Below are 14015 nucleotides of genomic sequence, written 5' to 3' on the forward strand. Positions count from 1 at the left end.
TTGTTTGTCACGGTTGCCGGGCTGCCTCTTACGGCTGCCAGGGCTTGCTCTCCACCGGCCGGGCCAGCCCGTGGTACCCGAACTCCCTTCGGGCGGCGGCCAGCGAACGGCCCGCCAGCGCGGCGGTGACGATCCGCTCCTCGCGCTCCCTGATGTCCGCCACCAACTCCGCGACCCGCTCGGCCTGTCGGCGGTCCACCACGACCACACCCGACTCGTCCGCGCAGACCAGATCCCCGTGCGCGACTGCGACGCCGCAGACCTCGACGGTGGAACCCACCGCGCGCAGCCGTACGCGGTTCTTCCCCGAGCGCATGAACACGCCCCGCGCCCACACCGGGTACCCCACCGCGCGGGAGCCGCCGATGTCCCGGCACACGCCGTCGATGACGGTCCCCGCCACCGCGCGGTGCCGGGCGACGCGGCTCAGGACGTCGCCCCAGACCGTGGCCCCGGTCCGGCCCTCGTTGGCGATGACGACGACGGACCCCGGGGGCACGTCGTCGAGGAAGTCGCCGGCGGGCCCCGGCTCGCCCTCGTCCACGGGCTCGTAGCGAAGCGTGAAGGCGGGCCCGGCCACGAAACCACGGCCCGACAGATGGCGCAGACCCGGAAGGCAGCCGTCGATCCCCAGCATGTCCAGGGCGTCGCTGACCGCCGCGGTATCGGTGGCGGTGAGGCCGGCCGGTACCGCCGTGCCGGATTCGGCTGCTGCGGCTTCCGTGGCCTCCGCGACCGCCCTTGCTTCCGCGGCTCTGGTCATGGCAGGTCTCCTGACACTCGTACCGACAACTTCCGTCCGCCCTGGAACACGTTCACCCGGTCCGAGGTCGACGCCTTGGATCCGAATCCGACAAAACGACCTGCCCAGACGAACGAGTCCAGGCTCACGGCCATGGGTACGGTCCTGCCGTCCTCGCACAGGACGGGGACGCCGACCGGGGGCACGTACTCCTGGAGGAGGAACCCTTCCCGCCCGCCCCGCGCGACGGCCGCGGCCCAGTCGTCCGCGCGGGCCGAGCGGCCCACCAGGACCCCGTCGCCCCTGATGTCGTAGGGCTCCTTGATGACGAACTCCGGGGCGCGGGCGCGGATCTCCGCCTCGTCCGGCAGATCGGTGCAGGCGCGCAGGGAGCGGGACCACGGGAGGAGTTCCGCCACCAGGGCGCGCTCGGCGGTGTCGAAGTGCTGCGTGAAGCCCGGGGTCTGCACCAGGGCGAGGGCCACCTTGTTCTCCGCCACGTAGCGGGACGCCATGGAGTTGAGGTGCAGGAACCCCTCGGAGGCCAGCGCCCGGCACCAGAGGTCGACCAGGGCGGGCGACGACTCCACGAGCCGCTGCCACAGCACGGTGTTCACCTTGTTCCAGCACAGGTCGGCCTGGCGGCCGGCGAAGCCCACCTGTCGGCCGCTCACCTCCAGGTCCCGGGGGTCGGCCAGGAAGGCGGTGGCGCCCAGGGAGCACAACTGCGCGACCAGCTCGGCGGATTCGGCACCGACCGCGTCCCGGGGCTGCAGCACCGCGATCCGGGGGGCCGCCACGGAGGAGGCGTGGCGCCGGGCCTCCTCCAGGAGCAGCGAGGCGAAGGCGCGGTCGTCGCGGAAGGGGTACGCGCCGTCGGCGCCCCCGTCCAGCCCCAGCCTGCGGTGGACGACGTCCACCGCGGTGTTGATGCGGGGGGTGAAGACGGCTCCGGCCGGGGCGTCCGCGTTGTTCTCCAGGACGCGCAGCCGGTCGGACACCAGGTCCAGATAGCCGTCGATCCGCGCGACCGTGACCCGGTCCAAAGACTCCTCACCCGCGTGTATCAGCCGCTCGGCAGCGGTGGGGAGGCCGAAGAACGCCCGCACTCGCGCGTCCGACCGGTACAGGGCGAGCACCTTGTCCAGCAGGGCGACATAGGACTCGACCCGCGATGCGTGCGCTCGCGCGCGGGGCCCCTCGAGGAAGAGGGCGGTCGGCGACAGGGCGAAGTGCCGGTTGCGCAGCGGCGGCCCGGCCGCCACCTCCTCGGCGGTGACGGCCAAGGCCTGTTGCGGGTCCCTCGCCAGCTCCGCCATCGCCGTACCCGTCCGGATCCAGTCAATCAACGGAACTCCAGCGCACCTCGGTGGCCCGGGTCTCGCCCCGGACCTCGGCGAAATACTTCTCGGCCAGCCGGGACATGACCGGGCGGCGCTCCCAGTCCGGCACGGTCACCGAGTCGAGTGCGCGCACCGGGGCGAACTCCAGGCCCGTGCCGCACAGGAACACCTCGTCCGCCGCGCGCAGCCGCGCCACGTCCGTGCTGCGCGGCTGCGCCTCGATCCCCAGGTCGCGGCACGCGGCGAGGACCCAGGCCCGTGTCACCCCGGGCAGTACGCCGTCGGTGAGCGGCGGCGTGCTGAGCGCGCCGCCGTGCACCGCGCACAGGGTCGCGGTCGGAGCCTCGGCCACCCTGCCTTCGGGCGTGGTCAGCAGGCACGCGTCGTACCCTGCGGCCTTCGCCTCGGCCAGGGCGATGCGTGAACCGGCGTACTGGGCGATGCTTTTGGCGTGCGTCGGCAGTACGGCGGCGGACGGCCGCTGCCACCGGCTCACACCGAGCCGCATGCCGTCGGCGCCGTTGAGCCAGCGTTTGCGGCCCATGGGACGCAGGGTGACGCTCAGCACCCCTTTGACCTCGTCACCGATCAGTCCCGGCCCTTCTGCGCTGACGCTGATCCGGCAGTAGGCGTCGTCCGTGATGCCGTTGCGGGCGGTGAGTTCCGCGACGATGCCGGGGATCTCGTCGACCCCCGGGTCGGGCAGCAGCATGGCGGACAGGGACGCGCGCAGCCGATCGAGGTGCTGGGGCAGCAGCCAGGGGCGGACCCCGCCGCCGGCCAGGCGGTAGACCCGGACGCCCTCGAAGACGGACAGCCCGTAGCGCAGGGCCATGCTGTCCACCCGCAGGGTTGCCTCGTGGGCGGGGACCAGGCGCCCGGCGTGGAAGACCGTGTCCGAGGGCGGGGCGCCTTGCGGAGGGCTTTGCGGAGGGCTTTGCGGAGCGCCGAGCGGTGAGACATCCGCAGGGCCGGGCAGCGCGCCTTGCGGGGCTCCGGGCAGCGCGTCAGACGGTGGCATGCGCGGCGTCCGCCTCGTACCGGAAGGGCTGCTCGGCGGGGTCGTACGACGTCGCGAGGATCATGTCGAAGTGCCGGTGGCGCAGTTCGAGTGCCCGCGCCAGTGCGTCACGCGCCGCTTCGCGCAGCTCCTCGGTCGTGCAGTAGCGGCGCAGCAGCTCGCGCGCCGCCTCGGCATGCTCGTCCTCCAGCTCGCTCACCCCGTCCGCCCCCTCGTCGGCGGAGGCGTGATGCACAAAGAACTCCAGCCCGCTGGAGGGGAGTTGATACACGTCGCGCATCACCGCGAGCATGCTGCCGCCCTGCTCGTCGACGATGGGGGGCTGGCCCTCCATGAGCAGCAGCACGGAGGCGACGCCTGCCGTGAAGTGCGCTTCGGAGGAGTTGCACACCGAGATGTTGTGGTCGATCACGGCCCTGGTCTCCGGCCGGGGGTCGTCCGTGGTGAGCGAGTCGCGATCCACACCCACGGCGGCGCCGAAGTCGGCGAACGTCTCCAGGTGGCGCTTGCTGCGACTGAGGGCGCCCGTCTCCTCCTCGTACACGTTCTCCACGAGGGAGGCGCGCAGCCGGTAGTCCTCGACACCGGAGGCGATGCCCAGGATGTTGCGGGTCCACATGTTCTTGATCGGCCAGCGGTGGCGTACGAATCCGGCGAGGAGCGGCTGCGACGCCCGGCCCGCCAGGATCGTCCGGTACAGCGGGCTGGTCATCTTGCGCCGCGCGCGGATCATCTGGTCGAGATCGTCCACAAAACCGGTCATGTCAACTCCGATACGGGGGAAGGGGCGGGGGTCGGGAAGGTACTGGGGTGAGGGACGCGCCCGGGCTATCGGCGCGCCGCCGGGGAATCGACGAAGGCGAGGACCTCGTCGAGCGGCAGGTCGAAGACGGGGACCGCGCGCTCCATGTCCAGGTCGAGCAGGCCGGCCGCCCACGCGCCCTGCTCCTGGCTGCGCTTCACTGCCGTCTCCGCCTCCAGGATCTGCGCGAGAGGGGCCAGCGGCCGGAGCATGAGATCGTCGCGGCCGGCCGACCGCAGGGCGCCGAGGAGCAGTTCCAGTACGAGGTTTCCGCCGCCCTTGCCGAGACCGGCGAAGGAGGCGTCCACGTGTACGGCGCCTGCCGCGAGCGCGGCCAGGGTGTTGGCGAAGGCCAGCCGCAGGTTGTCGTGGGCGTGGAAACCGAGCGGAACCGGCACCGACGAGTGCAGCGCACGCATCAACTCCCCTACGGCGTCGGGGGTGAGGCTGCCGTTGGAGTCGGCGACGTACAGCGCCTGCGCCCCCAGCTCGGTGGCGCGGACGGCTGCTGCCACCGTCAGGTCGAGGGGGTGGGCGCTGACCCGGATCAGGTTGACGACCGCCTCCAGCCCTGCCTCCCGAGCCCCGGCCAGCAGCGCTGCTGCCTCGTCGACGCGGGTCACGGGGAGCGGGAAACGCACCCCTCCCACGCCGCAGGCGGCCAGGGCGTTCCAGTCCGGGGCGCCGGCGAAGGGTTTCACCATCATCAGGACGGTGGCGGGCGAGGCAGCGTCGACGAGGGCGCCGAGCAGTTCCGCCGAGGGGGAACCGCCGCCTCGGTTGCCCGGTGCTTCCCCGGTGCGCCGGACGTCCGGGACGAAACCTTCCGTGTAGCCGACCTCGATGCGGGGGACTCCGCAGGCGGCGACGGCGCGGACGACCGCGTGCGCCTGCTCGTCCGTCCAGGTGTGGCCGTTCAGGTAACCGCCGTCACGCAGGGTCACATCGGTCACCAGGACGCGGGAGGCGCGCTGGACGGGCTGCCGGCCGAGCTGGGCGAGTGTGGGCGCCGTCATGAGCTGAGCACCTGCTTCAGTAGGTGGAAGACCTCGAAGAGTTCCCGGCGGCCGACGCGTTCGTCGGGGCCGTGTGCCAGCTCGGGGTCTCCGGGGCCGAAGTTCGCCGCGGGGACGCCGAGCTGTGCGAGCCGGCCGGCGTCGGTCCAGCCGAGTTTCGGCCGCACCCTGCCCTCGGCCAGGGTGCTCAGCCGACGCAGCACCGGATGCTCCAGGGAAGGATGGGCGGCGGGCGAGTCCAGCGTGATCACGAGTTCCTCGGCCTCCGGGCCGAGCAGCTTCTCCACCTCCGCGAAGGCCTCCTCGCGGCTGCGGTTCGGGGCGTACCGGGAGTTGACATGCACCACGCACCGGTCGGGCACCACATTGCTGTCGCCGCCCGCCTCGACGCCCACGATCTGCAGCGCCTGCGGATAGGTCAGGCCGTCCAGCGTCACGGGCTGCGGCTGGTGGTCCGCGCACCGTGCCAGGGCGGGCAGGGCCCACTCCACCGCGTTCATCCCCTGCCAGGGGCGGGCGGTGTGTGCGGCGCGCCCGGGGAAGGACGCACGGACGCGCAGGCTCCCCTGGCAACCGGGTTCCACCCAGCCTCCGGTCGGCTCCAGGAGGACCGCCGCGTCGGCCCGGAGCAGTTCGGGGTGGCCGGCGGCGAGGTGGTGCATGCCGCTGAGGTGGCTGCCGGACTCCTCCCGGTCGTAGAAGACCAGAGTGCAGTCGTACCGGGCCTCGGCCACGGCGTGCTCGGCCAGTGCGAGCAGCACCGCGAGGCCGCCCTTCATGTCGACGGCGCCCCGGCCGGTCACCTCGTCGCCGTCGAGCGCCGTGGGCTGGGGCGGCGCCGCCGCGCGCACGGTGTCCAGGTGCCCGGCGAGCAGGACCCGTGCGGGGCGACCGCGGTCGCTGCGGGCGATGACGCAGTGGCCCAGCCGGACGACCTCCAGGTGGTCCAGCTTCCGCAGCCGTTCTTCCACGAAGTCGGCGATCGCCGACTCGTCGCCGCTCTCGGACGGTATGTCCACCAGACGCAGGGTGAGTTCACCGAGAGCCCCGGCCATGTCCGCGATCTCGGGAGCCGTGGCCCCGGCGGGCGGCGTCACACTGCACCGCTCTCGTCCTCGCGGTGGAAGCAGCAGCCGACCCTCGCACCCGCCCCCATGCTGACCACGCTCACGTCCGGGTCGCCCACCCCGCGCACCACGGACCCCGCGTAGTGGTCACCGGCCATGAAGACGCCCCAGTTCAGCACCTGCGACGCGGTCTCCCCCCGGTCCGGGAAGGGCTCGGGGGCGGGTGCCACCCTGCGCTGTACGACAAACGGGCTCCGGAAGGCGTCGTCGAGCGCTTCGCGCCACTGCGCCGGGCTCATCGACCAGCCGGTGGCGACACCCGCGCCGCCGTGCAGAAGACTGGGCTTGAGCACGAGGGACGCCTGGTTGTCCAGGCAGTAGGACTCCAGATCGACGTGGTCCCCCGCCACCTCGACCTGGCCGCGCCGCAGGCGTCTCGTCCAGGGGACGAAGCGGTCCACCAGTTCCCGGTCCCCGCCGGACAGGGTCGCCCTGACCTGCTCCTCGCCGAGGAGCGCGAGGGCCCGCTTGTTGCCGTACATCTCGGTGTCGAGCGGGGCGAACACGGTGACGCCGCCGGCTTCGTGGCAGCGCAGGATCGGGTCGATGAGGTCGATCTCACCCTGCTCCTCCAGCAGGTCCTCGATGATGAAGAACCGGTAGACGATGTCGACGGGGCGACCGTCGGCGAACAGCCGTCCGCCCTCCTCCTTCAGCTGACCCGTGTGGCAGGCCACCGCGTCGACGCCGTGGTCCGCCAGCAGCCGGGCCATGAAGCCGAGCCTGCGTTCAAGACCCGCGAAGCTGCCGGGCGTGTCGACGATCGCGACGAACGGCCGGTCGCCCCACCAGGGCGCGCGGGCGGAATCGAGCATGACGCGGACGATCTCGCCCAGCGTGTCGGCGTACCGCAGGCGCTCGCGCTGCGTGAAGTCGGCCACCGCGGGGACGTCGAGCAGCGCCCGGTTGATCTCGGCGTTCTCGAAGCCGCCGAGAGCGCTGCTGAGGTTGAACTCCAGGAGCCGGAACCCGTCGCCGTCGTGGTAGAGGTCGGCCCGTCCCAGCGGTACGGGGTCGGCGCCGGCCGTCCGGCGTACGGCGTCGGTCTGCGAGCGGGTCATCCCCACGAGTTCGCAGTAGCGGCCGAGGTCACCGTCCGCCACCCGGTCGGGAAGGGTGGTGAGCAGCCGGAACAGTGCCGACAGGTCGCGCCCCAGGCCTTCCTGCTGCGCGTGTTCGAGGAAGAGGGGCCGGTTGAGGAACGCTCCGCCGTAACCCGTGCTGAGGAGAGGCGAGTCGACGGCCTTGCGGATCGCCTCGCCGGTGGAGCGGTGGTCGACGGTGGCGAGGTAGTGCTGTGTGATGCCGTTGGTCACGGCGTCTCCCTGGTTTCGCTGGTCTCGATGGCATGTGCGGTGGAGTTCTCCGCGGCGGGTGAACGGGAGTTCTCCATACCGGGCGTGGCGGATGTGGCAGAGGTGTCAGGTGTGGCAGCGGTGGCGGGTCGCTGGTCCGTGCCCGGCCGCTGCGCCGGGTCGGGTGGACGGTGCGTGCCGCCCCGCAGGCCGAACGTCCAGGCAGCAGCGGTCGTCAGGACACTGAGTACGCCGGCTGCCATGAACACCGGCCGGGGGTCGCCGTGGTTCATCGTCGTCAGCGCGCCGCCGGCGAGCGCACCGACCGGGCTGGCCGCCAGCGCGGCCACCTTGGCCGTGGCGGTCACCCGGCCCAGCAGGGGTCGGGGCACGAGGCGTTGACGCAGGGAGCGGATCAGCACCACCGCGGTCACCGTGGAACAGCCCAGCAGCAGGTTCAGCAGCAGCAGCGGAACCAGTGACGTCGCCACCCCGAGCAAGGCCAGCGCCACGCCCAGACCGGCCGCGCTGAGCGCGATCAGCGTTTCGTGCCGCATCCTGGCGCCGAGCCGGACCGCCACCGCCGCCCCGAGCACCCCGCCCGCACCGCCCGCGGCGACGACGGCACTCGCCGCGGAGGTGCCGAGGTGGAGGGTGTCGCGCAGGTAGAACACCAGCAGGTAGCCGACGGCGAGGAACAGGTTGGCGCTCGCCTGGAGGCAGGTGACCAGGAGGACGACGCGCAGGGACCGCAGGCAGCGGAACCCCTCGGCCAGGTCCCCGCCCACCCCGCGCAGCGCTTCCTTCAACGGCGGGGAGGGGGCCCGGTTCGCACGCTTCCTGCCGCGCAGGGCGTGCAGGACGGTGGCGAAGGACACGGCGAACGTACAAGCATTGACCACCAGGGCCACTTGGAGGCCCCAGAGCGCCGACAGCACACCGACCAGTCCGGGCCCCACGATCTGTGCGCCCTGATTCGCCGCTTCCAGCAGCGAGTTCGTGCGTACGAGCCGTTCCTCCGCGACCAGGTCCCGCACCGCCACCGTGAGCGCGGTCTCGAAGAAGACCCCGGCCCCCGCCGCCACGAAGGCCAGGGCGAGGATCACCGGGACGCGCAGCTGCGAGGTGGCCGCGAGCAGGGCGAGGCTGAGGAAGACCCCGAACCGTACGGCGTCCATGGCCAGCATGACGTTGCGGGGGTTCAGCCGGTCCACCAGGGCCCCGGCGGGCAGGCCGACCAGCAGATATCCGACGGTCCGCGGGATGGCGGCCAGCACCGCGGCGTACGGGGACCCGCTGACCTGGAGGACGACCAGCGGGATCGCGAGGATCGCGAGGCCGTCGCCCATCAGGGACACGCTCTGTCCACCGAGGAAAATGCGGAGCGCCAGGGGCGAAGGGTGGACGGGCGCCGCTGTGGTGATGTCCTTCGTCATTCGGGCCAACCGTCTCTGCCGAGCGTTCTGGATTCTTCGGATTCCGAAGTCGTGTAAAGGAATCGAGGCGCGATGGCGACATCGATACGCCGCGGAATTCCGTTCTTCACGGAATTCGTGGCGCCGTACACGCAGAACACGATGGGACGGGCAGTGATCCCGGGGCAACCGTTTCGATGTGGACGGTAGCGGCCATGGCATTCACGGGCCAGCGATATATCGGACCAAATGGGACAGAATCGGCTGGAGTTGATGAATCTTTAACCAACGAGAAGCCGCACCACGACCGCTCCGCCGTGCGCGGGAATTGTCCGAACGCGGGAATCGCGCGGGCGGGAATCGCGCAGCGGGAATTCACCCCAAGGGGATCACACCCTGGGGATCGCGCGGATGGCACGGGAGGCGTTCCACAGAATTCGCGCACGCCCGGGGGACCCCATGGATCACATCGGGAACAGGAACGGCCCCCGCGCCCCTCTGCGCCCGGAAAGCGAAGGGAGGCGGGTCGCGGCCCCGGGCCGGGCCGGGTCAGGTCAGGTCAGGTCAGGTCAGGTGCGGTTCGGGGGGAGCCAGCCGTTCTGGACCGCATGGACGCCCGCCGCGAACCGGCTGCGCGCCCCCAGGGCGTCCATCAGTTCGGCCGCGAATCGCCGGGCCGTACGAGAGGACACTCCGAGCCGCTTGGCGATGGCCTGGTCGGTGAGCCCCTGGGCGAGCAGCCGAAGAGCCTCGTGGTGCTGGCGGGTCAGCCCGTTGGTGTCGCGTTCGACCGCGGGACCCAGCGGGCTGGCGGCCTGCCAGGTGTTCTCGAACAGCTCGCACAGGGCCGTGGTGATGCCCTGGCCGGTGAGGACCACGGCGCCGCTCTGGGCATCGGTGGTGTCCAGCGGCAGAACGGCCTCGTTCCGGTCCGCGATGATCATCCTGATGGGCAGGCTGGGAGCCGTACGGACCTGGCCGCCGTGCTGGTGGAGCCAGTCGACGTGGCGCAGGGTCGGCTGATGGTTGCGGACGCTGTCGAGGTAGATGGTGCGCATGGTGACACCGCGTTCCAGCAGCTCCGCGTTCGGCCCGCGACTGGCCTCGAGGTCGCTCTCCGTGTGCGCGCCGCCCGGAGCGAAGGTCATGATCTCGTGCTCGACGCCGGCGGCGAGCCGGGCGAGCCGGGCGCGTATCTCCTGCGCGCCGGTCAGCTGCTCCGCGCGGAGCCCGGCGGCGGGCCCGCGCAGAGCGGAGCATTCGGCGACCAGTTGCGCGGCTGCGGCCCGAGCGGACTCGACGCGCTCCTGGTGGGCGGCGAGCTCGGCCTGCTGGCGGGCGAGCAGCAGGTTCATGGCCTGTTCCGGCCCCATCACCCGGAACGCGGTGTCGGCCTGGCCGGACGGCCGGACGAGCGCCAGGGAGCTGAGCCGGTCGAGGCAGTGGCGCAGCGTGTCCTCGGGCAGGCTGAGGCGCTGGGACAGTGCGGCTATCCCGTCGTCGGGATGGGCCAGCATGGCGCGATAGACGCGTTCGGTATCCGTGTCAAGTCCAAGCGCAGCCAGCATGGGTGGGAACTCCGGTCAATGATCGCGTATGTGGACGGGTGGTGAAGGATCGGTGCGGTGTTCGGTGAGGGACAACGGTGATCCTGCCTGAGGGGATGCCTCAGGGCGACGTCAGGTTGCCTCTCGGCGCGCCCGGTTGGGACCACGGCCCCGGCGACCGGGGTCCGCCCCGGTGACGGTTGCGTCCGGAAAAGAATCACCGCGGCTGCGTCGGAGGTGTATCAATGGGCAGTCGGACCTCGGGGGGACGTCCGGCCCGCGGGCCCGTGGCCGGAAGGGCCTCAACTACCCTGGCCGATATCCGGCCTCAGCAACGCGCGCACCAGGACGGGGACCCCGGTGGTGCACCCTGCGGTCTCGGTACAACCGAGCCAGCGGACCCTGCACGACACTTGAGCCCTGGCCGCGTCCCGCCACAGGCCTGGCGCCGATCCGTCCGACAGACGCTTCCGCAGGCGGATCACCCGCGGACGTCCGGTGCCGCGAAGCGCCCGGCACGCAAAGCCACGGCACCGCACCGCACCGCACAACACGACACAGCACCGCACCGCACGGCACAGCACGCAATTACGCGCGAGAGACGAAGGGGGAACCGTGTACCTCGTACATGTCCGTCTCGACGGGCCTGCGGACATGCCGCTGCCCGAGGAGACGGGAGCTCTCTTCACCTGCTGCGCCGATCCCGACGACGGCCTGGAACACATCAGCCTGCACCCGGACGCCCCCGGCGGACCGGTCGTCGGTCTCTTCCTCACCGCACCCCGCTTGGCCGCCGCAGAACTCCGGGCCGCAGCGCTCTGCATTCGTACGCTCGCCGCCCATTCCCGGCTGGCGTCCTTCCGGCTGGCTTCCTGCGGCGTGGTGCTGGTTCCGGAGTACTGGGACGTCCTGGCCTCCCCGTCACCGGTGGACGGGATAGGACACGACATGTTCCGTCCACCGGTATCCCCTTCCGACACCACCGGCGAGACGACAGAGTAGGTACACCGGCGAGGCGGGAAGAGGAAATGCGCTTCCGGGCGAACGTCGGTTGTCCACCGCCAGAACAGAAAGCAATTCACGAAGGGCCCCTTTCTGTGAGATCCACACCGACTCTCAGGACCGTCGCCGCCGGCTTCATCGCGCTCGGCGCCCTCCTCTTCACCCCGGCGGCCTCCCAGGACGGCGCGCCGTCCCTCTCTCAGATCCGGGCGGACGGTCCGCTCCCGGTGACCGTGCCGACCGGCAGCACGCTCCACCGCAGCACCGGTCCCATCGACCCGAGCGACGTGACCTGGGGCAACTGAGCCCCGGCACCCCTCCTCGGGTCCGGGGCCCGTGAGTACGACCGCCGCTCGGGCCCACGGCTCCCGGCGGACCGGGCGGGCCCCGGCACCGCTTCACCACTTCACCGCTCAGGGCCGGGCGTCGGCCGACCCGCCCCGGCACCCCTGAGCCGCCGGCACGCGCGCGGACACCGGGCCCTCCTCCCCGGCTGCGGCGCCGGCCCGGAGACCGCGTAGGTCTCCCGTGACCCCGGACGCCCCGGACGCCCCGGACGCCCCGGTCACCTCCGGCACCTCGGGCGCGCCGAGCACCGGCCACTTCACGGCCGCATCCCTCGAGGAATGCCTCCTCACGGTGCGCCGGACCCCAACTCCCTTCAAGGGCGCTCCCCTCAGGAAGCCTCCTCTCAAGGGCAGCATGTCCCTCCCGGTGCACCCGTCCCATGCGTCCCCACCCCAGGAAGAGACATGGAGCAGCGCAGACCATGACGACCGCCACCACACCGCGTACCCAGGAACTTCTCGACCAGGGCTACACCCTGCTCGAGAACATCACCACCGACGAGGAGGCCGCCGACGCCCTGCGCGACTTCGGCACCCTGATGCCGCAGTACGACGGGCAGTTGCGCTACCAGGTGAAGGCCGCGCCCGGCTTCGAGGACCGGCGCTATTCCAAGAGCACCAACACCATCCTGGTGCACACCGAGGCACCCGGCTGGAACCCGCCGCCCCGGTACCTCGCCCTGCACTGCCGGGTCCAGGCCCGCTGCGGCAGCGGACACACGGAGCTGGCCGACGCCTACGCCCTCACCGCCTCCCTCAGTGAGGCGGAGCGCCTGGCCGTGCACGGCGAGGGCGTCGACTGGGTGGGCCACAACACCGGAGGAACCGGCACCGCCGGAGTCCACCGCCCGGTGGTGGAGCGCACGCCCGAAGGCCGCGACGTCGTCCGGTTCAGCTACAACCTGCTGACGGCGGGCCACTACGATCCGCCCGTCGACGCCGACGTACCTGCCGACGAGCTGCCGCTGGGCGCCCTCGGCCGCGAACTGGCCGTGCGAGCCGAGGCGTTCTTCCGCGTGCACAAGGTCTCCGTCCTCATCCCGGAGAACTCGGTCCTCGTCTGGGACAACCACCGGATGCTGCACGCCCGCTCCTCCTACGGCGACGCGCGGCGCCACCTCACGCGCTACTGGCTCCGGGAGTCGTGAGCCCCGCCGCGCACCACCACCGCCGGAAGGCGGCGCCCCGACCACCAGCCGTGCCGACAGGCACCGCCCCCCCTGTGAGGAATGTGATGAACGGCGATTCCCCGACCGCCGAACGCCCCGACGAAGCGGCCGACCAGGAGTTCCCGGGCCCCCCGCTTCCCGAGGGTGTCCCCGACTTCGACCCGAACGACCCGGTGGAGAGCGCCGTGATCCGCCGCCTCGTCGGGAACTGGCACCGCAGGGCCACCGTCAAGCGGGACGAACCCGACCTCGACGAGCTCTTCGACCCGGCGCGCGCGGACTACCCCGAACGCATCCTGCCCTTCCACGACCACCCGACCTACCGGGCCCTGAGCCCGGAGAAGCAGTCCGAACTGCTCAGCTGGGCCTGGATCGCGTACAACCGGCACACCGTCATGGCCGAGCAGAAGGTGGCCAACCCCGCCTTCGCCCTGGTCATGGAGGGCGAGTACCCGGGCCTCGGCGGGGAAGCGCTCAACCTGTCGCTCGCCCAGGCCATGGTCGACGAGCAGTACCACACGCTCATGCACCTCAACGCGAGCGCGGTGACCCGCCGCCGCCGGGGCCGCGCCATGCCGGACAGCGCGCTGCCGCTCTCCCACACCGCACGCGTCCACCAGGAACTGCGGGACCAGGCCGTGGAGCGCTCGGAGAAGTCCCTGACGACGCTGGCCTTCGCCACGGTCTCCGAGATATCCATCAACGCGTACCTCGACCTGCTCGCCGAGGACACCGCGATCCAGCCGATCAACAGCACGACCGCGACGCTGCACAACCGCGACGAGTACTGCCACGCGTCCATCTCGCACGTGCTCGCGGAGATGGTCTACGCGCACCTGAACACCTCTCAGCGCAGGTATTTCCTGGACATGCTGATGGAGGGGCTGGACGCCTTCGTGGCCAACGACTACTCGACCTGGCACCGGATCGTCGACCTCGCGGACGTCGCGGGCGGACACGAGATGCTCGCGGACTGCCAGGCGCAGGCGGGCCGCGGACGGCTGGTCCGCGACTACACCGGACTGCACAAGCTGGTCGAACAGATGGGCGTGGCCGACCAGGTGGACTTCGACTGGTCCCGCTCCCGCGTCGATTCCTGATGTTGAGCTCACACACCACGGCCTGAGGCTGCCCCCGTACGAGCTGCCCTCGCACACGACAGGTGGCGGACACCCCGCCGCCGAGGACC

General features: G+C 71.6%; 13 protein-coding genes. 4 read left to right on the top strand and 9 right to left on the bottom strand.

What is annotated here, in order from left to right:
• Nucleotides 1-28 precede the first annotated feature (28 nt).
• The 9 genes from OG753_RS09610 to OG753_RS09650 all read right to left on the bottom strand — a co-directional run bounded on the left by OG753_RS09610 (nt 29) and on the right by OG753_RS09650 (nt 10329).
• Nucleotides 29-763: an RraA family protein gene (locus OG753_RS09610; protein ID WP_327261393.1), complete on the bottom strand. Its 735-nt coding sequence runs from the start codon at nt 761-763 to the stop codon at nt 29-31.
• Complete coding sequence (locus OG753_RS09615; RefSeq protein WP_405788091.1) at nt 760-2091, bottom strand: hypothetical protein; 1332 nt, start codon at nt 2089-2091, stop codon at nt 760-762. The genes OG753_RS09610 and OG753_RS09615 overlap by 4 nt, the downstream gene beginning before the upstream one ends.
• Nucleotides 2084-2920 carry an aminotransferase class IV gene (locus OG753_RS09620; protein ID WP_327266690.1) on the bottom strand — a complete coding sequence of 279 codons (837 nt, stop codon included), beginning with the start codon at nt 2918-2920 and terminating at the stop codon, nt 2084-2086. The genes OG753_RS09615 and OG753_RS09620 overlap by 8 nt, the downstream gene beginning before the upstream one ends.
• A gap of 172 nt (nt 2921-3092) precedes the next feature.
• Nucleotides 3093-3869: a TenA family transcriptional regulator gene (locus OG753_RS09625; protein ID WP_383190040.1), complete on the bottom strand. Its 777-nt coding sequence runs from the start codon at nt 3867-3869 to the stop codon at nt 3093-3095.
• Between the two features lie 65 nt (nt 3870-3934).
• On the bottom strand, nt 3935-4924 hold the full coding sequence (locus OG753_RS09630; protein WP_327261396.1) for a hypothetical protein: 990 nt from the start codon (nt 4922-4924) through the stop codon (nt 3935-3937).
• Entirely contained in the window at nt 4921-6021 is a 1101-nt protein-coding gene (dapE, locus tag OG753_RS09635; protein ID WP_405788092.1) for a succinyl-diaminopimelate desuccinylase, read from the bottom strand. Before dapE ends, OG753_RS09630 begins: the two co-directional genes overlap by 4 nt.
• On the bottom strand, nt 6018-7367 hold the full coding sequence (locus OG753_RS09640; RefSeq protein WP_327261398.1) for a hypothetical protein: 1350 nt from the start codon (nt 7365-7367) through the stop codon (nt 6018-6020). Before OG753_RS09640 ends, dapE begins: the two co-directional genes overlap by 4 nt.
• Complete coding sequence (locus OG753_RS09645) at nt 7364-8782, bottom strand: MFS transporter (protein ID WP_405788094.1); 1419 nt, start codon at nt 8780-8782, stop codon at nt 7364-7366. The genes OG753_RS09640 and OG753_RS09645 overlap by 4 nt, the downstream gene beginning before the upstream one ends.
• Nucleotides 8783-9330: 548 nt before the next feature.
• The gene (locus OG753_RS09650) at nt 9331-10329 is read right to left on the bottom strand and encodes a LuxR C-terminal-related transcriptional regulator (RefSeq protein WP_327261400.1); all 999 of its coding nucleotides are present in this window, start codon (nt 10327-10329) and stop codon (nt 9331-9333) included.
• 594 nt (nt 10330-10923) lie between these two features.
• Between OG753_RS09650 and OG753_RS09655 the strand changes: the two genes are divergently transcribed.
• The 4 genes from OG753_RS09655 (at nt 10924) to OG753_RS09670 (ending at nt 13926) form a co-directional block, all read left to right on the top strand.
• Nucleotides 10924-11310, top strand: coding sequence for a hypothetical protein (locus OG753_RS09655; protein ID WP_327261401.1), 387 nt, complete (start codon nt 10924-10926; stop codon nt 11308-11310).
• 95 nt (nt 11311-11405) lie between these two features.
• Complete coding sequence (locus OG753_RS09660) at nt 11406-11615, top strand: hypothetical protein (RefSeq protein ID WP_327261402.1); 210 nt, start codon at nt 11406-11408, stop codon at nt 11613-11615.
• Between the two features lie 464 nt (nt 11616-12079).
• The gene (locus tag OG753_RS09665) at nt 12080-12805 is read left to right on the top strand and encodes a TauD/TfdA family dioxygenase (protein ID WP_405788096.1); all 726 of its coding nucleotides are present in this window, start codon (nt 12080-12082) and stop codon (nt 12803-12805) included.
• Nucleotides 12806-12891: 86 nt separating this feature from the next.
• Nucleotides 12892-13926, top strand: a complete 1035-nt coding sequence (locus OG753_RS09670) for a diiron oxygenase (RefSeq protein WP_405788098.1) — start codon at nt 12892-12894, stop codon at nt 13924-13926.
• The last annotated feature ends 89 nt before the right edge of the window (nt 13927-14015 follow it).

The sequence above is a fragment of the Streptomyces sp. NBC_00029 genome, assembly GCF_045160505.1.
Lineage (GTDB): Bacteria > Actinomycetota > Actinomycetes > Streptomycetales > Streptomycetaceae > Streptomyces.